Here is a 21009-nt window from a genome sequence, read left to right as displayed (position 1 = left end):
AGTAATGAAAAAATATAAGAGAATCTACATTGAAATAACTAATATATGCAATTTAAATTGTCATTTTTGCCCTAAAACAAAAAGAAAATATAAATTTATGAATATAAAAGAATTTGAAAAAATATTATATGAAATTAAACCTTATACAGATTATATATTTTTTCATCTTATGGGAGAACCTCTTTTAAATGATAATATAGGTGATTTTTTAGAATTGTCTTATAAAATGGGGTTTAAGGTTAATTTAACAACTAATGGTACACTGATAAATAATAGAAAAAACATTTTATTAGAATCAAAGGCTCTAAGACAAATTAATTTTTCGCTTCATAGTTTTGAAGCTAATGATAATGAAATAGACTTTTATGAATATGTAAATAACATTATATCATTTGTAAAGGAAGCAAAAAGCAATACTAATATTATATCAGCCTTAAGGTTATGGAATTTTAACAGTAGTATATTAAAGGGAGAAAATAACCTTAATGAGGATATTATAAATATTATTAAAAATGAATTTTCATATAATGGTGATTTACTAGAGAAATTAAATAAAAATAATTCAGTTAAAATTTCTGATAGGATTTATATAAATGGTGCAGAAAAATTTAGTTGGCCTAATATAAATATACAAGAAATAAGTGATAGAGGTTTTTGTTATGGGATTAGAAGTCATGTGGGCATATTAGTTGATGGGACAGTTGTACCTTGCTGTTTAGATAGTGAAGGCAATATTCCTCTTGGAAATATTTTTGAAAAAGATTTTGAATCTATAATAAATGGTGATAGAGCAAAAAATATGTTTAATGGATTTTCTCAAAGAAAAAAAATAGAAAAATTGTGTAGAACCTGCGGTTATAGCACAAGATTTTAAGAAAAATGCATCCTAAATTTTGGGGTGCATTTTTTTGTTGAAAATAATTTATTGACAGTGTATAATTAGCAAGAAAATTAATAATAATAGTAAAAATGCATAACATATGAATGTACATTTTAAAATTTATTTACACAAAAGGAGACACTATGACAGAAAATAATAATGACAGTTTAATGATTGATGTTTTGGAAAAGGTGCCATTTAAGAAAGCTTTTCCTCTTAGTTTTCAACATTTATTTGCTATGTTTGGATCTTCCATTTTAGTTCCCATAATGTTTAATATTGATCCTACAACAGTACTCTTTTTTAATGGTATAGGAACACTTTTGTATGCACTTATTACAAAAGGAAAGATTCCTGCATATTTAGGTTCAAGTTTTGCATATCTTTCACCAGTATTGCTGCTTATGGGAGAAGGATATAATTTTCAAACTATCCAAGGTGGTTTTGTAGCAACAGGCCTTGTATTTGTTCTTATTGCTATAATTGTAAAATTTACTGGTACAGGTTGGATTAATAGATTGTTTCCACCAGCTGCTATGGGAGCTATAGTTGCTATTATTGGACTTGAACTTGCAAGTTCTGCTGCTGATATGGCAGGATTTCCAGTAGGAGGAAGTAATACAACTGAATTTAATGGAACATGGGTACTTGTGTCTATGATAACTTTAGCAGTAGTTGTATTTGGAAATGTTTTATTTAGAGGATTTTTTAAGATTATCCCTATTCTTATAGGTGTAATAGTAGGATATATAGTATCATATTTTACTGGCTTAGTAGATTTTACACAAGTTAGAGAAGCAAGCTTTTTTACACTTCCTAATATTCAGCTTGCACATTTTGATGTAAAGGCAATATTAACTATTGTTCCAGCAACCTTTGTTGTTATTGCAGAACATATAGGTCATCTTAAGGTTACAAGTAGCATTATAGGAAGAGATTTAACAAAAGATCCAGGCCTTGATAGGTCACTTTTAGGTGATGGACTTTCAACAGTTATTTCAGGAATGTTTGGCTCAGTTCCTACAACAACATATGGTGAAAATATTGGAGTTATGGCACTTACAAAAGTTTATAGTGTATATGTTATCTGTGGAGCTGGCATAATATCTGTAATTTTAGGCTTTTCAGGGAAAATATCAGCCCTTATTAGCACTATTCCAACACCAGTTGTAGGAGGAATTAGCTTATTATTATTTGGTACTATTGCTGTGTCTGGGCTTAGAACATTTATAGAAGAAAAAGTTGATTTTTCCAAATCTAGAAATTTGATTTTAGCATCTTTAACATTTATATCAGGCCTTAGTAATATTACTATTCCTTTAGGTTCAGTAGAACTTTCTGGAATGGGGCTTGCAACAATAGTTGCTATGATAGTAAGTATATTATTTATTATATTTGATAAGCTTGGAATAATGAATGAAAAATAACATAAAAAAAGCGCCTAGGCGCTTTTTTTATTGTGAGATTATTTCAAGTTCTTTAAGAGATATATCTAAAACTTTAAATGAATGAGTAAGTGCACCAACAGATATATAATCTACACCAGCTTCTGCATAGTCTTTTATATTATCTATTGTAATATTACCAGAACATTCAACAATAGCTTTATGATCAATTAGCTTAACCATTTCTTTTACCATTGAAGGTGTCATATTATCAAGCATTATTATATCAGCCTTTGCTATTAATGCTTCTAAAACTTCAGATTTATTTTCTGTTTCTACTTCAATTTTACTTGTAAAAGAACAATTTTTTCTTGCAAGCTTTATAGCATTTACTATTCCACCAGCTGCATCTATGTGATTATCTTTTATTAAAACTGAATCTGATAGAGAAAATCTGTGATTTGCACCGCCTCCACATAAAACTGAATATTTATCTAAGTTTCTATATAATGGAGTTATTTTTCTTGTATCTACTACTTTAGCATTAGTAGATACAATTTTATCAGCATAAGCTTTTGTAATAGTTGCTATTCCACTCATTCTTTGCATTAAATTAAGTGCAATACGTTCGCCTATTAATACATTTCTTGTATTTCCAGTAACTAAAGCTATTTTTTCACCTTTAAAAACAGTGTCACCATCTTTTTTAAAGGCTTCAACTTTAACATTACCAAGTAATTCAAATACTCTTTTAAATACTGGAAATCCACATATTATTCCATCTTCTTTAGCAATTAAATTAACTTTACATATACTTGTAGGACTTATAATGCTATCTGTGGTAATATCACCAAATGGAGCATCTTCTTTTAGTCCTTCTTTTATGATATTATCAACAATTAAGAAGTTTAACATAATTTTCATCCACTCTTTCTTTTAAAAATTCAATAAGGGCTTCTCTGCTTGGACTTTCAGCATTACAGTTAAATAATTCATCATTTATTTTATGTGCACATCTATATCCAAATACTATTCCTTCAAGTAATGAATTACTTGCAAGTCTATTGCTTCCATGAACTCCAGTACAAGCAGTTTCACCTAAGGCATAAAGATCCTTTAAGCTTGTTTCTCCATATAAGTTAACTTTAATTCCCCCCATTGCATAATGATGAGCAGGAGATACAGGTAACATATCTTTTTCCATTGCATAACCTCTTTTTAAACATTCATCATAAAGATATGGAAATCTCTTCATAAGGAAATCTTTCTTTAAATGAGTCATATCAAGGTATACATATGGAGTTTCAGGAGTTTTTGCTATTTGTTTAAGTATTGCACGAGACACAACATCACGTGGCTTTAGAGAATCAACAAATTCAGCTCCCTTTAAATTTCTTATTTTTCCACCTTCACCACGTAATGATTCAGACAATAAAAGTCTTTTTCCTATAGAATCTTTTTCATATAGTACAGTAGGGTGAAGTTGAAGATAATTAATATCTTTTATTGTTATTCCATTTTTTAATGCTATGGCAATTCCATCACCAGTTAAAGAAGGAAAGTTTGTTGTAGATTTAAATAATCCTCCAAGACCACCAGTTGCAAGAATTGTACGTTTGGCATGAATTTGAAGGTTCTCACCTTTATATGAACATATTCCACCAGTACAAACATTATCTGTTTTAATAATATCAAGTAAAGTGCAATGTTCTAGGACACTTATATTATCTCTTGTTTCAAGTTCTTTAAATAAAGATTCCATAAGATATTTTCCTGTTTCATCTTTAATGTGTACAATTCTAAAGGTGCTGTGACCACCTTCTCTAGTATAGTTTAAGGTACCATCTTCGTTTCTATCAAATGGCACATTAAGATTTATAAGTCTTTTTATATTTTCTCTAGATTCAGAAACTAATGTTTCAACAGCATCAGTATCATTTTTATAGTTACCAGCAGCAAATGTATCATCCATATAGGCTGGCATATCTTCATTATTTAATGCAGTTGATATTCCTCCTTGTGCTAAATAAGAATTACAATCTCTTAAATTTTCTTTGCATATTAATAGTACACGTAAGTTTTTGTCAATATTAAGGGCAGAATATACTCCAGCAACACCAGATCCTACGATTAATACATCACAAGTTTTAATCATTATTATCTATCTCCTAACACATGCATGTTTTTTAGTGCATTAAGCGCTTTTAATCTTTTTTCTTCATCTATAATTATTTCATTAGATTCATTTTTTAAGCAGTCATATAATTCTTGAAGAGTTGTCATTTTCATATTAGGACAAATCATTGAATTTTTTAGAGGAATAAATGTTTTGTTAGGATTCTTTGTTTTCATTTGATACAAAACTCCCTCTTCTGTAACTACTATAAATCCTTTTGATTTTGAATTTGTTGAATAAGTAATAAGTTCAGAAGTGCTTCCAATGTAATCAGAAATAGATCTTACTTCTTTATTACATTCAGGATGACATATTACTTCAAAATCAGGATATTTATTTTTTAGCTCAAGAACTTCTTCCTTTGTTACTCTTTCGTGTGTTGGGCAAAATCCTTGATAAAGAATAAATTTCTTTTCAGGGAAGAACTCACTAATATATCCTCCAAGGTTTCTATCTGGAATAAATATTATTTCATCTTCTTCAATGTTTTTCATAATTTTAAGTGCAGATGATGATGTTACACAAACATCAGACAAAGCTTTAATATCAAGGTTAGTATTAATGTAACTAATAACCTTGGCATTTGGATGTTCTTTTTTCATATCATTAAGCTTGTCCACTAATGCCATGTCAGCCATTGGACATCTTGCTTCTTTTGCAGGAAGCAAAACTTTCTTGTTTGGTGAAAGAATTTTTGCACTTTCTGCCATAAATCCAACTCCGCAAAATACAATAAGATTAGAATCAGATTCAACAGCTTTTTTACTTAGAAAGTATGAATCTCCAACTATATCAGCAATTTCTTGTATTTCTTGTCTTTGATATAAATGAGCTAATATAAGGGCGTTTTTTTCTTTTTTAAGTTTTTTTATTTCGTCTATAATATTCAATTTAATACAACTCCTTGAATTAGGTAAAAAAATATATACTTATTATAGTTTAAATTAAAATATGGATAATTGTCAATAAAAATAAACTAATAAGTATAAAAAAAGTATAATTGGTTATAATTTGAGGTATAAGTAAAGGAGTGGTACGTAATATGAAAATTATTATAAAAAGAATTATTATGATATTAATGGTGATTTTTACATTATTTTATACAAGTTATATAGTTACAAGTATTAAAAGTCAGTATAAAAAGAATCAAAATGATATTTTACAAGAGCAAAATAATAAAAACAAAATATTAAGTAATAATGTTAAAATTTCTCTATTTAAGGGTGATATTTTAGAAAAACAAAAGTCCCTTTCTGATTTAAAAAAAGATTTAAACTTAGATGATGATTTGTCAGAACAGAAATTAGGAGAAGCTCTTGAAACTTTAGGATATTCATTAGAAAGTGAAACAGGGTCAGAATATATATATAAGAGGGATGTAAAGGATAGTGCTGAAGCCAATAAGTATTATATAAAAGAATATGATGGATATTTAGCAATATTTAAATGTGATGAAGAGGGTAATTTATTTATTGAAGATAAAGACAAGGATGTATATAGAAATTCTATAAAATTTAAAGATTTACCAGAAGGAGATAAGGAAATGATTAATAATATGCAACTTGTATATAATACAAAAGAAGAGGCACAATTAGATATTTCAGATATTATTTCATAAATATAAATTTAGACATTATAATTTTAGTGACAAGAAAAATAAAGTTAATGGTGGTTAGGTTATGAAAGCAAACCACTTGAAGGATGGGGAAATGGTGGAGCAATTCAATATGAATTTAGTCTTACGGTTGAACAATTAGAAAGATTAGGTCTGCTTAAGGAAATCAAATAAGAGGATAGAGTATGAATATAAACGAGGCAATAAAAATTATACATGATGAGAAATTACAAGATTATAATTTGAATGAAGAAAGGAATAATAGAGAAAATGAAGTTGTATTAAGGTATGAGAATGATAAATGGATTGTTTATGTAACAGATGAGAGAGCGAGTAAGATTACAAATTCACAAGATATTTATTCAGATGAGGAAGAAGCATTAGATGATTTTATTGATAGATTAAGAGCTGATAAAATATTGAGAGAGTTATAAAATGATGATGTAGCTAAAACAGTAAAGAATGTAGATAAAGCAGAAGATGTTGCATAGAAAAGTATGGAGCTGAAAATGTAGAGTGGGTTACAAATACAACAGAAGGAAGGCTTGCATTAAGAGAAAGAGTACTTAATAATATAAATGAAAGCAAAATAGCTAGAGAAAGTTCTGAATATAAGAGAGTTAAGAGGGCGTATGAAAAATAAAATTGGGAGTTGTGAAATAAATAATGTTGTTGATGATAATAATAACCATAGAGCAATTAGAATTAAGAATACCAGATAAATTTTTAGAAGCTAATGGTTGGAAATAGAATGCATAATTTAGAGGTATGTAACTGCATAATATGGAATATTAAGTTCAATAGTAAGTGATTTAAAGCAATATAATGAAGCAATAGGAAGTATATGCCTTAAATGAAGCAATGTTAGCTCATGGAGGGGTTAAAGTATGGAAAATAAAATATTGACAAAAGAGTATGTCTTAAAGAATGGAATAGATTTTGATGATGATATTTTAGAACAAGAATATTTAAGTGATAGAATTTTAGATAACTCAAAAGAATCAGGTGGAAAACCATTTACAGGATTAACCTATGAAACTTATCCAAATGGAAATTTGGCATATTATTGTTTTTATAAAAATGGTTTTTCGGATGGGGATTTTATTGAGTTTTATAATGATGGAAAAGTAAAGAGTATGCAGTATATGCAAAGAGGAAGAACTTTTGGCATTGAGAAAAGAATTGGTATAATAATGGCATATTAAAATCGGAAGGCAGATATGAATATGGTGTATGTTTAACATTAAAAGAATGGGATGAAAAAGGAAATTTAATAAAGGAAAAATCAGAACCAACTGAAGATGATATAAAGATTAGAGTAGGAAAGAAAAAATTCTAGGATATGTAATGTTTCCTGAATAAAAAGTGTCTAGATGCAAATTCTTGGCACTTTTTATTTTTGTTATAGATTGCAAAAAGTCTATTGAAACATAATAAGTAAAATGATAAAGTATAATATAGACTTATGAGAACATACTTTCACATGGAGGGGTATATGTACGAGTATATAAAAGGAAAATATATAGATATAAATAAAGATTATGTAATTATAGAAAATAATAAAATTGGTTATAAAATATATACTTCAGGAGCTACTATGGCTGAAATGCCAGAATCAGGACAAGAAACTATGCTTTATTTAGAACAAATAGTTAGAGAAGATTTTATAGGACTTTATGGTTTTACTACAAGAGAAGAACTTGAAATGTTTAAGCTTTTAATAAGTATTAGTGGGGTTGGAGCAAAGGCTGCTTTGTCTCTTCTTTCTATATGCAGAGTAAATAGTTTAAAGTATGCTATTATTTCAGAAGATCAAAAGCTTATTATGAGGGCACCTGGTATAGGAAAGAAAATGGCAGGAAGAATTGTTTTAGAACTTAAAGATAAATTAAAGAAGGAAGATAAGGTAGTAGAAAGTAGCTCATTAGATTTATCACAAGAATCAAATTATAATGAAAATACAAATAATAATATAAATGAAGCTATTTCTGCTCTTGTAACTTTAGGATATACAGAAAAAGAAGCTGAAAGTGCAGTAAGTAAAGCAGATAAAAACGAAACAGTAGAAAATATTATAAAAAGTTCATTAAAAGCATTAATGGGATAGGAGGTTTTACCTTATGGAGAGAATTATTACTCCAGAAGAATTAGAAGAGGATTCCATAGGATTAAGCTTAAGACCGCAAAAAATAAGTGAGTATATAGGACAAAGAAAAGTAAAAGAAAAATTAAATATTTTTGTAAAGGCTGCTAAAAAGAGAAATGAAGCTTTAGATCATGTACTTTTATATGGGCCTCCAGGTCTTGGTAAAACCACTCTTGCCAATATTATAGCAAAGGAAATGAGTGGTGATTTGAAAATAACCTCAGGTCCTGCAATAGAGAGAGCAGGGGATTTAGCTGCTATTTTAACTACACTTAAAGATAATGATGTTTTATTTATTGATGAAATACACAGACTAAATAGAAGTGTAGAAGAAATACTATATCCTGCTATGGAAGATTATGCTTTAGATATAGTAATTGGAAAAGGAGCTGCAGCAAAATCTATAAGGCTTGATTTGCCTAGGTTTACTTTAATAGGAGCAACTACAAGAATTGGAATGCTTACTTCTCCACTTCGTGACAGATTTGGAGTGTTATGCCCTATGGAGTATTATGAAAATGAAGAATTAAAACAAATTATTATACGAAGTGCTATGGTACTTGGGTGTGATATTACAGAAGAAGGTGCCTTTGAAATTGCAAGAAGGTCAAGAGGTACCCCTAGAGTTGCTAATAGACTACTAAAAAGAGTTAGAGATTATGCAGAAGTTTGCTCAGATAATGTAATAAGTTTAAAAGAAGCTAAAAAAGCTCTAGATATTCTTGAGGTAGATAATGAAGGGTTTGATAGGGTAGATAATAATATTTTAAAGGCAATTATTGATAATTTTAATGGTGGCCCTGTAGGTATAGAAACATTATCATATTTTATAGGTGAGGAACTTGGTACAATAGAAGATGTTTATGAACCTTATCTTCTTCAAAAAGGTTTTATTATAAGAACATCAAGGGGAAGAGTTGCTACAGATAAAGCTTATAAACATTTAGGAAGAAGCAAGAAAAAAGGTGATTCAAAACAACAAAGTTTTTTTAAAGATAAGGAGTAGAGTATTAAATGAAAGCAAGTGAATTTGATTTTTATCTTCCAGAGGAGCTTATAGCTCAGCATCCTTTAGAAAAAAGAGATGAATCAAGATTAATGATTCTTGATAAAAAAACAGGAGAAATAGAGCATAAAAAATTTTATAATATTATAGACTATTTAAATGAAGGTGATACTCTCGTTTTAAATAATACAAGGGTTTTACCAGCAAGATTAATAGGTGAAAAAGAAAATACAGGTGGAAAAATAGAATTTTTATTACTTAAGAGAATAGATAAAGATAGATGGGAATGTTTAGCAAAGCCTGGTAAAAGTGCAAGAGTAGGTAGAAAGTTTACTTTTGGAGATGGAAAACTTAAAGCAGAAGTAGTAGATGTTCTTGAAGATGGTAATAGAATAGTTGAATTTAAGTATGAAGGAATATTTGAAGAGGTGTTAGATGCTTTAGGGGAAATGCCACTTCCACCATATATTCATGAAAAACTAGAAGATAAAGAAAGATACCAAACAGTATATTCTAAGGAAGAAGGGTCTGCAGCAGCACCAACAGCTGGACTTCATTTTACAAAGGAACTTTTGCAAAAAATCAAAGATAAGGGCGTAAATGTAGTTTATTTAACTCTTCATGTAGGACTTGGAACTTTTAGACCAGTTAAGGTTGAAAATATAGAAGATCATGAAATGCATTCTGAGTATTATACTATGTCAAAAGAAACAGCCAATATAATAAATGAAACAAAGAAAAAAGGCAAGAGAGTAATATCAGTTGGAACAACATCAACAAGGACTCTTGAAACAATTGGTGATTCAAATGGAATAGTAAGAGAAGCTAGTGGCTGGACTAATATATTTATTTATCCTGGATATAAATTTAAAGTTGTAGATAATTTAATAACTAATTTTCACTTGCCAGAATCAACTCTTATAATGCTTGTATCAACTCTTGCAGGCAAGGAACATGTATTAAATGCTTATAATGAAGCAGTTAAAGAAAAATATAGATTTTTCTCCTTTGGAGATGCTATGTTTATAAAGTAAGGAGTGAAATATTTGTCAAAAAGATATACATTAATAAAAAAAGACGGTAAAGCTAGAAGAGGAAGATTTGTTACTCCTCATGGTACCATTGAAACACCTGTATTTATGAATGTAGGAACTCTTGCAGCCATAAAGGGTGCAGTATCTACAATGGATTTAAGGGAAATTGGATGTCAAGTTGAGCTTTCTAATACATATCACCTTCATTTAAGACCTACAGATAAGGTTGTAAAGGAACTTGGAGGAATACATAAATTTATGAATTGGGATAAACCAGTTCTTACTGATTCTGGTGGATTTCAAGTGTTTTCTCTTGCACAAATGAGAAAAATTAAGGAAGAAGGAGTTTATTTTAATTCACATATAGATGGTCATAAAATATTTATGGGACCAGAGGAATCTATGCAAATTCAAAGTAATTTAGCATCTACAATAGCTATGGCTTTTGATGAATGTATTCCTAATCCATCACCTAGAGATTATGTTATAAATTCAGTTAATAGAACAACAAGATGGCTTAAAAGATGTAAAGTAGAAATGGATAGACTTAATTCTCTTCCTGATACAATAAATAAAGAACAACTTTTATTTGGAATAAATCAAGGTGGAGTTTATGATGATATTAGAATAGAACATGCAAAGGAAATTGCAAAGCTTGATTTAGATGGATATGCTATTGGTGGTCTTGCAGTAGGAGAAACTCATGAAGAAATGTATAGAATAATTGATTCTGTGGTTCCACATTTGCCAGAAGATAAGCCAATATATTTAATGGGTGTTGGAACACCAGAAAATATATTAGAAGCAGTAGACAGGGGAGTAGATTTCTTTGATTGTGTACTTCCTGCAAGAAATGGAAGGCATGGACATTTATTTACTGATGAAGGTAAAATAAATATTATGAATGCTAAATTTGAATTAGATAGTAGGCCTATTAATGAAGGATGTAACTGTCCTGCATGCAAAAATTATACAAGAGCTTATATAAGACATTTATTTAAAGCTAAAGAAATGCTTGCTATGAGACTTGCTGTTCTTCATAATTTGTATTTCTATAATAATCTTATGAAGGAAATAAGAGATGCAATAGATGGTGATTATTTTAAGGAATATAAAGAAGAAAAGTTAAGAAATTGGAGTATTAATAAAAAGTAATCACATTTAATTTATTTTGTTGACAAAAAGAATAAATAATTGTAAACTACTCTACAAGACATTAGAAAAAGTCAAAAATATTAAAGAAAGTGGTGTTTTAAATGCAAACAATAATATCGTTTCTTCCTATTATATTGGTATTTGTTGTAATGTATTTTCTTATGATAGTACCAGAAAAAAAGAGAAAAAAACAATACGACGCTATGCTTGAAGCTCTTCAGCTTAATGATGAAGTTATGACAAGAGGCGGGGTTCTTGGAAAAATAGTTGCTTTAGATGATGATTCTTTAGTTCTAGAATCAGGACCTAATAAAACTAGAATTAGATTTTCTAAAAATGCTGTGGCCAATAAAGTATATAAAGATAATGAAAAAGAAGATAAGAAAAAAGTAGATTAATTTGAATAGTGCCTCCTAATAATTCATATTATGAATTATTAGGAGGTGTTTTTATGAAATTAAGAGCATTAAAAGGTATAGGAAGAGGAAGTTTATGTTCTATAATATTATATTGTTTGCTTGTATTTATTCTTTCAATAATTATGATGTCTTTAAATGTAGATGAAAAATATTATAAATTCTTATACTCATTTATTTCACTTTTAGCCTTAGCAGCAGGAAGTGTATTTGCTGCTAAATATAATGGAAAAAGAGGCTTCTTAATGGGATTTGCTGTTTCAATAATTTTTTCATTTTTTTTAGCTTCTATAACTTTTTTAAGTACTGGGAAAATAGAAATAAATGGAGAATTGTTAAAGAGAATATTAATTGATGGAATTTTGGGGATATTTTGTGGTAGCCTAGGTGTTAATCTTTGACACAAATTATGTAAATATATACATTAACCATAAAAAAACTTTATTATGGTAATTTGGTATGCTATAATATCATTATGTGTTAAATATAGTTATAAAGCTTAGGAGGAGAGAAATGAAAACACGTAGAAACAAAGCTAAAAAAAGTAGCGTAATAATAATGATTGTTTCTGTAATCGTAATCGGTTTTCTTGCTTTTACTGCTTTTAAGGGGTTAAATATCTTTGGGGTATTTGAAATAAAACCTTTTTCACAAGTAATAAAACAAGGACTTGATCTTCAAGGTGGAGTTTCAGTTGTAATGGAAATTCAGGACGAGGATGTTACAAGCGAACAATTAAATAATACAAAAGAGCAATTAGAACTTAGAGTAAATAAAGTGGGGGTATCTGAAACTGTTGTTACAACAGAAGGAGATAAGAGAATAAGAGTTGATATTCCAGGTCAATATGATTCTTCTGAAATTGTTAATAGCTTAAGCCAAAGTGGTGAATTAACATTTACATCACCAGATGGAGATGTTTTATTAACTGGTTCAGATGTATCAAAGGCAACAGTTGTAACAAATTCAGAAACAAGTAAAATAGAAATTCAATTAGAGATGACAGAAGATGGTAAGTCAAAATTTGCTGATGCTACATCAAAATATGTTGGTCAAGCAATTTCAATTAAGATGGATGATGAAGTTTTATCAAGTCCAACTGTTCAAACAGCAATTACTGATGGAGTGGCACAAATTACAGGCGATTATACAGCTGAAAGTGCTAAAAGACTTGCAGGACTTATTAATTCAGGAGCACTTCCTGTTACAGTTAAAGCAGCTTCTGTTCAAACTGTTGGTTCTCAACTTGGAGCAGATGCACTTCCAAATGCATTAAAGGCATCAATTATAGGTATTGCTCTTGTATTTATATTTATGATTGTAGTTTATAGAATACCTGGTTTACTTGCTGATTTAGCTTTAGCATTATTTATATATATAGTACTTTTCATATTTGGTGAAGTAGGAGTTACACTTACACTTCCAGGTATAGCTGCATTAATGCTTACAATAGGTATGGCAGTAGATGCTAATGTGCTTATATTTGAAAGAACAAAAGAAGAATTAAAAAAAGGTATTTCAATAAAAACAGCTGTTCAAAAAGGATTTGAAAATGCAAGATCTTCAATTGTAGATTCAAATGTTACTACTATACTTGCAGCACTTGTTTTATATTTCTTAGGCTCAGGATCAGTTAAAGGTTTTGCAGTAACACTTCTTATAGGTGTTCTTGCAAGTATGTTTACAGCACTTACTGTAACAAGATTCTTTATTAAGAAATCTGTAGAAGCTAGATTTTTAAGCAAACTATCTCATTTTGGCGTTAAAAAGGAGGTAGTAGAAGAATGATAAAAGTAATTGAAAGAAAGAAAATATGGTTTTCAATATCAATTGGTATTATGATAATAGGACTTATATTTGGAATAATAAATGGAGTAAATATAGGTATTGATTTTAAAGGAGGAACTCAATTAGTCCTTCAATTAACAGATGATTACAATAAGCAAGAGGTTGATGAGATAACTGCAAAATATACTGATGATTATGTAACTAATACAGTTGATGGCTCTCAGTATCAAGTTAAATCTAGTAATTTAGATTCTGAAGCGGTTGGTAAATTAGTAGATGAATTAAAAGAAAAATATTCTCTTGAAGATGATATTGTTGTATCTCAAGATGAAATAGGTGCATCAATTGGAAATGAATTAAAAGAAAAATCATTAATAGCTCTATCTATAGCATTTGTAGTTATGCTTGTATATGTAGCTATAAGATTTGAAATAGATTTTGGTATAGCTGCTTTATTAGCATTATTCCATGATATATTAATTACTATTTCATTCTATACAATATTTGATATTCAAATTAATTCTCCATTTATTGCAGCAATACTTACTATAATAGGTTATTCAATGAATGATACAATAGTAATTTTTGATAGAATAAGAGAAAATGTTAAAAAATTCAGAGGAAAAGATTATTCAGAAGTTGCTAATATGAGTATAGGAGAAACTCTTAGAAGATCAATATATACTTCTTTAACTACATTATTTACAATAGTTTCAGTTTGTGTATTTGTTCCTTCTGTTAGAAACTTTGCAGTACCATTAATAGTTGGTATTGTTGCTGGTGCTTATTCTTCAATATTTATAGCATCACCAATTTGGGTTTTATTAAAAACAAGAAAGAGTAAAAAATCTAATAAATCAGATGAAAAAACAAAGATAAAGAAGAAAGAGTTAGCAAAGGCTTAATAAAAAGACTACTAAAAATGAATATTTTTAGTAGTCTTTTTTGTAAAATAGTTATTCCTGTAATATAAATTTGTTATATGATAATATATAAAAATAATATAAATCATTTTTGCAAAAAATGTTTGATATTATGACTAATATAATCTATAATATAAGTGTTTTCTTATTTTATGGAGGAATAATTAATGCGTAAATTTTGGGAAAGTATTTATAGTCCAAATTATATATCTGGATATAGTCCCTTTCTGCTTAAACATATGAATAAGGCTATAGAAAAATTATCTTATGCTATAAACAACAGAAAAAAAATAGTTGTTTATGGAGTACCATCTGTAGATGGTATTTGTGCAATAGCTTCTTTAAGTTTGTTACTTAGGTATCTTAATGCAGATGTTGAGTATTTAATTGCAGATAGTAGAGAAAATGGCCAGCTTATAGGTGCTGATGAAATAAAAAATGATATTGATTTTTTAGGAACCAATTTGTTAATTACACTAGGAGTTGATTTAGCATCTGATAATGAACTGGATTTGTGTAAAAAACTTGGAATTGATTTAATAGTATTAGAAAACAAAACTACGAATTCCAAGAAAGAATATGTTTACATTAATCCTAATCAGAAAGGTTGCCAGTATAGGTATAAGGATTTATCCCTTAGTGCATTAACCTTTAAAATTATGCAAGCTATTGCTATCTATTATAATATGAAGAGTATTAATAAGTATCTTGACTTAATATTAATTGGAGGGCATTCAGCTAGAGTTGGTAATGTTAAAGGCGAAAATGCAGTATTTTTAAAAGAAGGAAGAAGATTCTTAGATAATACAAATAATAAAGGCTTACAGGCAATAATGGAGACTAGTAATATTAAAATTATAGATAATAATAGTATAGAAAAGATTATTAATCTTATGACACCTGCAGATAATACTGTTGGTGTAGTTAGTAATGCAAGAATTGTACTTGAATTATTAACAACAAACGATATAGATAGAGCGGAACAAATATCAAAATACTTACATAATTTATAATATTTTAGGAGGGAGATTATGGATTTAAAAAGTAAGATAAGAATAGTTGAAAATTTCCCAAAAGATGGGATAAGCTTTAAGGATATTACAACATTAATAAATGATGGTGAAGCTTTAAAAGAATCTATAAACAAATTTGTTGAGTATTTAAAAGATAAGAACATAGATTTAGTAGTTGGTCCTGAAGCAAGAGGATTTATTTTTGGAGTGCCAGTTGCATATGCTTTAGGAGTAGGGTTTGTTCCAGTAAGAAAAAAAGGAAAATTACCTTGCGAAACTGTTGAAGTAAAATATGGACTTGAATATGGGGAAGATATTCTTCAAATTCATAAAGATGCTATAAAGAAAGGTCAAAAAGTAGCTATAATAGATGATTTATTGGCTACAGGAGGAACTATTGAAGCTGTAACAAAACTTGTAGAATCTACAGGTGCTGATGTTGTTTCATTAAACTTTTTAATTGAACTTACAGGACTTAAAGGTAGAGAAAAATTAAAGGGCTACGATGTAATGAGTTTAATAGATTATGAATTCTAAATATAAAAGACAAGAAAGCTTTTGGCTTTTCTTGTCTTTTTTCATTGAAAAAATAATAGTAATACTATATAATAATGACTATACGTAGTGGCTGGTTAGTGGTGACCAGCCTTTGATTTTAAAAATTAATAAAGGGGAGTTATCCTTATGATTGAAGAACTGCTAAAAAGTATTGATAAGAATTGCACAAATGTAGATAAAGAACTTGTAAAAAAAGCTTATTATTTTGCAAAAGAAGCACATAAAAATCAAATGAGGGAATCTGGTGAACCATATATAATTCATCCTGTAAATGTAGCTATAATATTATCAGAATTAGGAATGGATACAAGTACAATTGCTGCAGGACTTTTACATGATGTTTTAGAAGATACAGATTGTACATACGAAAAAATGGCAGAGATCTTTAACGTAGAAATTGCTAATTTAGTTGATGGAGTTACTAAGCTTAGCAAAATTGAGTATAAAACAAAAGAAGAACAACAAGCTGACAATGTTAGAAAGATGCTTCTTGCAATGGCAAAAGATATTAGAGTAATAATTATAAAACTTGCTGATAGACTACATAATATGAGAACTCTTAAATATAAGAAGAAAGAGAAGCAAAAGCAAAAGGCAAAAGAAACATTAGATATATATGCACCTTTAGCTCATAGACTTGGTATATCTAAAATTAAATGGGAACTTGAAGATTTATCTCTTAGGTATCTTCATGAAGAGGAATATTATGATTTAGTTCATCAAATATCTGAGAAAAGAGTTGAAAGGGAAAATTACATAGCAGTAATCATTAAAGACTTACATGAAAATTTGGAAGAGGCAGGAATAGATTCAGATATAGAAGGAAGGCCTAAACATTTTTATAGTATATATAATAAAATGGTAAAAAAGAATAAGAGTATTGAACAAATTTTTGATTTAACAGCCATTAGAGTGCTTGTTAATTCAGTTAAGGATTGTTATGGAGTACTTGGAATTGTTCATACTATTTACAAACCAATACCAGGAAGGTTTAAAGATTATATTGCAATGCCTAAAGCTAATATGTATCAATCTTTACACACAACAGTAGTTGGCCCCCAAGGTAAAACCTTTGAAATACAAATTAGAACATTTGATATGCATAAAACAGCTGAATATGGTATAGCTGCCCATTGGAAATATAAAGAAGGAAATTCAACAGCTGATGATAAGGACAAAAATTTTGAAAAGAAGCTTGTATGGCTTAGGGATATGCTTGATTGGCAAAAAGAAACATCAGATGCAACTGAATTTATGGAAGAATTTAAAATAGACTTATTTTCAGATGAAATATTTTTATTTACGCCAAAAGGTGTAGTTATTAATCTTGCAAGTGGATCAACACCAATAGATTTTGCATACAGAATTCATACAGATATTGGAAATAAATGCGTTGGAGCTAAGGTAAATGGAAAAATTGTTCCACTTGACTATAAATTAAAAACAGGTGAAATTGTAGAAATAATAACTTCTCAAAATTCTAAAGGACCAAGTATGTCATGGCTTAATATAGCAAAAACAAATCAAGCTAAGAGTAAAATTAAGTCATGGTTTAAAAAGGCAAAGAAAGAAGAAAATATAGTTAGAGGTAAAGAGCTTTTAGAAAAAGAGATGAAAAAACAAGGTGTTCATTTTACTGAAATTGCCAAAGGTGAAGTTTATGAAAAAATGAAAAAAAGGTATAATATTCATGCCATAGATGATTGGTATAATCTTGTTGCAACTGGTTCAATTTTAGCATCTACTTTTGTATCTAGATTAAAAGAAGTAAATGCTCCTGAAAAAGATAAACAACATAGTGATGCCGAGGCATTAAAGTTAGTAGAGGAACAAATTGAAAAAAATGAAAGTAATCCTACAAAAAATACTGAATCAACTAATAGCTATGGCGTTACAGTAAAGGGTGTAAGTAATGTTATGGTTAGATTTGCTAGATGCTGTAGTCCTGTGCCAGGTGATAACATATTAGGATATATTACAAAAGGCAGAGGGGTTTCTGTTCATAGAGCTGATTGTGCAAATCTTAGAAATTTAATAAAAACAGATAGTGATAAGGTAATTGAAGTAAGCTGGGGAGGTACAAAAGGCACATCTTACATTGCTGAAATAAGAATTAAAGCTGGGGATAGAATGGGAATATTAAGTGATGTTATTCAAATAATAAATGATTCTAAATTAGAAGTTAATGCACTTAATGCAAATGCAGGAAAAGGAAATGATGCATGCATTGATATAAAAGTAAAAATAAGTTCAGTAGAACAGCTTAAAGCTTTAATGAATAAAATACGTCATATAAAAGGTGTAGATGATGTATTTAGAATGAATAGTTAGGAGGACTTTTTCTTGAGAGCATTAATACAAAGAGTTTCATCTTCAAAGGTAGTTGTATCTGGAAAAGTTGTTGGAAGTATTGGAAGAGGATTTAATGTACTTATAGGAATAGCTAAAGATGATACTTTAGAGGATGTTTTATACATAAAAGATAAAATTTTAAACTTAAGAATATTTGAGGATGAAAATGAAAAAATGAATTTATCACTTAAAGATATAAAGGGAGAAATACTTGCAATTTCACAATTTACTTTATATGGTGATTGTAGAAAAGGTAGAAGACCTAATTTTATGAATGCCATGGCAGGAGAAGATGCTAAAAAACTTTATGATGAGTTAGTTTTAGAACTTAAAAAAAGCAATTTAAAAGTTGAAACAGGTATTTTTGGAGCAGACATGAAGGTTGATATTCAAAATGATGGACCTGTAACAATATTAATTGAAAGTAAAAATTAAAATTTAGTGAGGTGCTTAAATGATAATTAAAGCTGTTGAAGCAGGACCTATTCAAGCTAACTGCTATATATTAATGGATGAAGAAACAAAAGAAATAGTTATAATGGACCCAGGTGGAGAAGCAGAAATGCTTTCTGAAGAAATTGATAATTTTAAGGGAAATGTTAAATTTATAATTTTAACTCATGGACATTTTGATCATGTAGGTGCAGTAAAAGATTTATGTCAAAAATATAAAGTACCTTTTTATATATCTGCAGTTGATTATGAATATGTTCAAAAAGATGATTCTGGAATATTTGGAAAGTTACCTAATAATCCTTTGGTGATAAAAGAAGGAGATACAATATCTTTTGGAAAAAATACAATAAAAGTATTAGAAACTCCAGGACACACAAAAGGTGGATTAAGTTTTGTAATTGATGATAAAGTATTTACAGGAGATACATTATTTAGAGGCTCTATTGGAAGAACAGATTTCTTAGGCGGAGATTTTGATGAAATAATTAATAGTATAAAAACAAAATTATTACCTCTTGGAGATGATATAATAGTGTATCCTGGACATGGTCCTTCATCAACTATTGCATTTGAAAAAAGAAATAATCCTTATTTAGATTAGAGGGATAATAAATGGATGTAAATGTACAATTAAATGATTTTAAATATAGATATCATGTTTATCATGTATTTAATATATATAACCATTTAAAAAAGATAAATTTTTCAGAAACTACTGGCGATTATAAAATAAATATTTTTAAAGATAAGGTTACATTTGAATATAAAGATATTTTTGAAGAAGATTATTTTAATGAATATGAAAAACCAAAGGAAGTAGTAAAAAGGCTTATATTTAGGGAATTAAAAAAGATAACAAAGGATGAATATCCATGGGGAACTCTTATAGGCATAAGACCTTCAAAAATAGCATTAAAATTGCTTAGAGAAGGTAAAAATGAAAAAGAAATAAAAGATTACTTTTATAAAAAACATTATACAAGGGAAGATAAGGTAAAAATATGTATAGATGTTGCAAAATTTGAGGAAGCTCATGTAAATAAAGATCCAAGAAAAATATCAATATATATTGGAATGGCTTTTTGTCCTACAAGATGCCTTTATTGTTCATTTGCATCTAATCCAATAAATAGTGCTTTTTCAAAAAGTATGATAAAGCCTTATTTACAAGCATTAAAATATGAAATTAATGCTATAAATGAATATATAAATAATAATAATCTTGAAATTGAAACTGTATATTTTGGGGGAGGAACTCCCACTTCTGTAAGTGAGCAAGACTTTTCTTTTGTAATGAATCAAATATATAAATGTTTCATTAAAAATAGAAATGTAAAAGAATTTACAGTAGAATGTGGAAGACCAGATTCTATTACATTAAATAAGCTTAAGACTATGAAAAAGTGTAATGTTACAAGAATAAGTATAAATCCCCAAACTATGAATGATAAGACTTTAAAACTTATAGGAAGAAATCATACATCTCAAGATATAATTGACAAATTTAAAATGGCAAGAGATTTAGGGTTTGATGATATTAATATGGATATAATTATAGGACTTCCGGGAGAAGGATTAGAAGAAGCTAAAATTACTGTTTCTGAAATAGAAAAACTTTCACCAGATAGTATTACAGTTCATGGATTGTCATTAAAAAGAGGTTCTATTATGTTTGAAAACTTCATTTTAAAAAAGGGTCTTGGACTTAAAAGCCAGGAGGAAATAATGCAAATGTATGAAGAAAGTAAGAAACTTTCTAAGGATCTTAATTTGCATCCATATTATATGTATAGGCAAAAAAATATGGTTGGTAATATGGAAAATTTGGGATATGCTAAATATGGAAAAGAAAGTTTATATAATATAGAAATGATTGAAGATAAACAAACTATTATAGCAATAGGTGCAGATGCTGTTTCAAAAGTAGTATTTTTAGGGGAAGATAGAATCGAAAGATTTGGAAATGTTAAAGATGTAAGAGAATATGTAGATAGAGTGGAAGAACTTACCGAAGGAAAAATTGAACTTTTAGACACTTTATATAATAAATAGTATTATATTACAATTATTAGATACTTTAAAATATATATGATATAATAAAAAATG

The 21009-nt window shown here is 28.6% G+C and carries 22 protein-coding genes; 19 read left to right on the top strand and 3 right to left on the bottom strand.

Annotated features, from left to right (window positions below; genetic code table 11):
- Positions 1-4: 4 nt before the first annotated feature.
- Together ACTNAO_RS06985 and uraA are read left to right on the top strand one after the other, a co-directional pair.
- Positions 5-874: a radical SAM/SPASM domain-containing protein gene (locus ACTNAO_RS06985; RefSeq protein ID WP_441026385.1), complete on the top strand. Its 870-nt coding sequence runs from the start codon at positions 5-7 to the stop codon at positions 872-874.
- A gap of 149 nt (positions 875-1023) precedes the next feature.
- Complete coding sequence (gene uraA / locus ACTNAO_RS06980) at positions 1024-2307, top strand: uracil permease (protein WP_441026383.1); 1284 nt, start codon at positions 1024-1026, stop codon at positions 2305-2307.
- Positions 2308-2334: 27 nt separating this feature from the next.
- On the opposite strand, the gene nadC is transcribed toward uraA, so the two are convergent.
- The 3 genes from nadC to nadA are packed head-to-tail and all read right to left on the bottom strand — an operon-like array spanning position 2335 to position 5331.
- Entirely contained in the window at positions 2335-3180 is an 846-nt protein-coding gene (nadC, locus tag ACTNAO_RS06975; RefSeq protein WP_441026381.1) for a carboxylating nicotinate-nucleotide diphosphorylase, read from the bottom strand.
- Entirely contained in the window at positions 3158-4420 is a 1263-nt protein-coding gene (locus tag ACTNAO_RS06970) for an L-aspartate oxidase (protein WP_441026379.1), read from the bottom strand. Before ACTNAO_RS06970 ends, nadC begins: the two co-directional genes overlap by 23 nt.
- A gap of 2 nt (positions 4421-4422) precedes the next feature.
- Positions 4423-5331, bottom strand: a complete 909-nt coding sequence (gene nadA / locus ACTNAO_RS06965) for a quinolinate synthase NadA (RefSeq protein ID WP_441026377.1) — start codon at positions 5329-5331, stop codon at positions 4423-4425.
- Positions 5332-5483: 152 nt separating this feature from the next.
- Between nadA and ACTNAO_RS06960 the strand changes: the two genes are divergently transcribed.
- The 17 genes from ACTNAO_RS06960 to ACTNAO_RS06880 all read left to right on the top strand — a co-directional run bounded on the left by ACTNAO_RS06960 (position 5484) and on the right by ACTNAO_RS06880 (position 20955).
- Positions 5484-6059 (top strand): hypothetical protein, encoded by a 576-nt coding sequence (locus ACTNAO_RS06960; RefSeq protein WP_441026375.1) that lies wholly within the window; start codon positions 5484-5486, stop codon positions 6057-6059.
- 182 nt (positions 6060-6241) lie between these two features.
- The gene (locus ACTNAO_RS06955) at positions 6242-6490 is read left to right on the top strand and encodes an Imm59 family immunity protein (protein WP_441026373.1); all 249 of its coding nucleotides are present in this window, start codon (positions 6242-6244) and stop codon (positions 6488-6490) included.
- A 453-nt stretch (positions 6491-6943) separates the two neighbouring features.
- Complete coding sequence (locus tag ACTNAO_RS06950) at positions 6944-7261, top strand: hypothetical protein (protein WP_441026371.1); 318 nt, start codon at positions 6944-6946, stop codon at positions 7259-7261.
- 290 nt (positions 7262-7551) lie between these two features.
- On the top strand, positions 7552-8163 hold the full coding sequence (gene ruvA, locus ACTNAO_RS06945; protein ID WP_441026369.1) for a Holliday junction branch migration protein RuvA: 612 nt from the start codon (positions 7552-7554) through the stop codon (positions 8161-8163).
- Positions 8164-8176: 13 nt separating this feature from the next.
- Complete coding sequence (gene ruvB / locus ACTNAO_RS06940) at positions 8177-9208, top strand: Holliday junction branch migration DNA helicase RuvB (RefSeq protein ID WP_441026367.1); 1032 nt, start codon at positions 8177-8179, stop codon at positions 9206-9208.
- A gap of 8 nt (positions 9209-9216) precedes the next feature.
- Positions 9217-10242, top strand: a complete 1026-nt coding sequence (gene queA, locus ACTNAO_RS06935; protein WP_441026365.1) for a tRNA preQ1(34) S-adenosylmethionine ribosyltransferase-isomerase QueA — start codon at positions 9217-9219, stop codon at positions 10240-10242.
- A gap of 12 nt (positions 10243-10254) precedes the next feature.
- On the top strand, positions 10255-11397 hold the full coding sequence (tgt, locus tag ACTNAO_RS06930) for a tRNA guanosine(34) transglycosylase Tgt (protein ID WP_441026363.1): 1143 nt from the start codon (positions 10255-10257) through the stop codon (positions 11395-11397).
- 101 nt (positions 11398-11498) lie between these two features.
- Positions 11499-11795 (top strand): preprotein translocase subunit YajC, encoded by a 297-nt coding sequence (yajC, locus tag ACTNAO_RS06925; RefSeq protein ID WP_441026361.1) that lies wholly within the window; start codon positions 11499-11501, stop codon positions 11793-11795.
- Between the two features lie 53 nt (positions 11796-11848).
- The gene (locus ACTNAO_RS06920) at positions 11849-12214 is read left to right on the top strand and encodes a TIGR04086 family membrane protein (RefSeq protein WP_441026359.1); all 366 of its coding nucleotides are present in this window, start codon (positions 11849-11851) and stop codon (positions 12212-12214) included.
- A 112-nt stretch (positions 12215-12326) separates the two neighbouring features.
- A complete protein-coding gene (gene secD / locus ACTNAO_RS06915; RefSeq protein WP_441026357.1) occupies positions 12327-13601 on the top strand; it encodes a protein translocase subunit SecD in 1275 nt (424 codons plus the stop codon).
- On the top strand, positions 13598-14506 hold the full coding sequence (secF, locus tag ACTNAO_RS06910; RefSeq protein WP_441026355.1) for a protein translocase subunit SecF: 909 nt from the start codon (positions 13598-13600) through the stop codon (positions 14504-14506). The genes secD and secF overlap by 4 nt, the downstream gene beginning before the upstream one ends.
- Before the next feature lie 185 nt (positions 14507-14691).
- Positions 14692-15537 (top strand): DHH family phosphoesterase, encoded by an 846-nt coding sequence (locus ACTNAO_RS06905; protein WP_441026353.1) that lies wholly within the window; start codon positions 14692-14694, stop codon positions 15535-15537.
- 18 nt (positions 15538-15555) lie between these two features.
- The gene (locus tag ACTNAO_RS06900) at positions 15556-16074 is read left to right on the top strand and encodes an adenine phosphoribosyltransferase (RefSeq protein WP_441026351.1); all 519 of its coding nucleotides are present in this window, start codon (positions 15556-15558) and stop codon (positions 16072-16074) included.
- Between the two features lie 147 nt (positions 16075-16221).
- Positions 16222-18426 (top strand): RelA/SpoT family protein, encoded by a 2205-nt coding sequence (locus tag ACTNAO_RS06895; protein WP_441026349.1) that lies wholly within the window; start codon positions 16222-16224, stop codon positions 18424-18426.
- 12 nt (positions 18427-18438) lie between these two features.
- Complete coding sequence (gene dtd, locus ACTNAO_RS06890) at positions 18439-18882, top strand: D-aminoacyl-tRNA deacylase (protein WP_441026347.1); 444 nt, start codon at positions 18439-18441, stop codon at positions 18880-18882.
- Positions 18883-18901: 19 nt separating this feature from the next.
- A complete protein-coding gene (locus ACTNAO_RS06885) occupies positions 18902-19504 on the top strand; it encodes an MBL fold metallo-hydrolase (protein ID WP_441026345.1) in 603 nt (200 codons plus the stop codon).
- A gap of 11 nt (positions 19505-19515) precedes the next feature.
- Entirely contained in the window at positions 19516-20955 is a 1440-nt protein-coding gene (locus tag ACTNAO_RS06880) for a coproporphyrinogen III oxidase (protein WP_441026343.1), read from the top strand.
- Positions 20956-21009 lie beyond the last annotated feature (54 nt).

It is taken from the genome of Clostridium sp. HCP1S3_C6, from assembly GCF_052066735.1.
Lineage (GTDB): Bacteria > Bacillota > Clostridia > Clostridiales > Clostridiaceae > Clostridium.
Note: the sequence above shows the minus strand (reverse complement) of the source record. Positions and strands in the feature narration are given on the sequence as shown.

Excerpts from the sequence above, each read along its gene's own strand:
- ACTNAO_RS06985 (WP_441026385.1), top strand. The coding sequence starts at position 5 with ATGAAAAAATATAAGAGAATCTACATTGAAATAACTAATATATGCAAT.
- uraA (WP_441026383.1), top strand. The coding sequence starts at position 1,024 with ATGACAGAAAATAATAATGACAGTTTAATGATTGATGTTTTGGAAAAG.
- nadC (WP_441026381.1), bottom strand. The coding sequence starts at position 3,180 with ATGTTAAACTTCTTAATTGTTGATAATATCATAAAAGAAGGACTAAAA.
- ACTNAO_RS06970 (WP_441026379.1), bottom strand. The coding sequence starts at position 4,420 with ATGATTAAAACTTGTGATGTATTAATCGTAGGATCTGGTGTTGCTGGA.
- ACTNAO_RS06960 (WP_441026375.1), top strand. The coding sequence starts at position 5,484 with ATGAAAATTATTATAAAAAGAATTATTATGATATTAATGGTGATTTTT.
- ACTNAO_RS06955 (WP_441026373.1), top strand. The coding sequence starts at position 6,242 with ATGAATATAAACGAGGCAATAAAAATTATACATGATGAGAAATTACAA.
- ACTNAO_RS06950 (WP_441026371.1), top strand. The coding sequence starts at position 6,944 with ATGGAAAATAAAATATTGACAAAAGAGTATGTCTTAAAGAATGGAATA.
- ruvA (WP_441026369.1), top strand. The coding sequence starts at position 7,552 with ATGTACGAGTATATAAAAGGAAAATATATAGATATAAATAAAGATTAT.
- ruvB (WP_441026367.1), top strand. The coding sequence starts at position 8,177 with ATGGAGAGAATTATTACTCCAGAAGAATTAGAAGAGGATTCCATAGGA.
- queA (WP_441026365.1), top strand. The coding sequence starts at position 9,217 with ATGAAAGCAAGTGAATTTGATTTTTATCTTCCAGAGGAGCTTATAGCT.
- yajC (WP_441026361.1), top strand. The coding sequence starts at position 11,499 with ATGCAAACAATAATATCGTTTCTTCCTATTATATTGGTATTTGTTGTA.
- ACTNAO_RS06920 (WP_441026359.1), top strand. The coding sequence starts at position 11,849 with ATGAAATTAAGAGCATTAAAAGGTATAGGAAGAGGAAGTTTATGTTCT.
- secD (WP_441026357.1), top strand. The coding sequence starts at position 12,327 with ATGAAAACACGTAGAAACAAAGCTAAAAAAAGTAGCGTAATAATAATG.
- secF (WP_441026355.1), top strand. The coding sequence starts at position 13,598 with ATGATAAAAGTAATTGAAAGAAAGAAAATATGGTTTTCAATATCAATT.
- ACTNAO_RS06905 (WP_441026353.1), top strand. The coding sequence starts at position 14,692 with ATGCGTAAATTTTGGGAAAGTATTTATAGTCCAAATTATATATCTGGA.
- ACTNAO_RS06900 (WP_441026351.1), top strand. The coding sequence starts at position 15,556 with ATGGATTTAAAAAGTAAGATAAGAATAGTTGAAAATTTCCCAAAAGAT.
- ACTNAO_RS06895 (WP_441026349.1), top strand. The coding sequence starts at position 16,222 with ATGATTGAAGAACTGCTAAAAAGTATTGATAAGAATTGCACAAATGTA.
- ACTNAO_RS06885 (WP_441026345.1), top strand. The coding sequence starts at position 18,902 with ATGATAATTAAAGCTGTTGAAGCAGGACCTATTCAAGCTAACTGCTAT.
- ACTNAO_RS06880 (WP_441026343.1), top strand. The coding sequence starts at position 19,516 with ATGGATGTAAATGTACAATTAAATGATTTTAAATATAGATATCATGTT.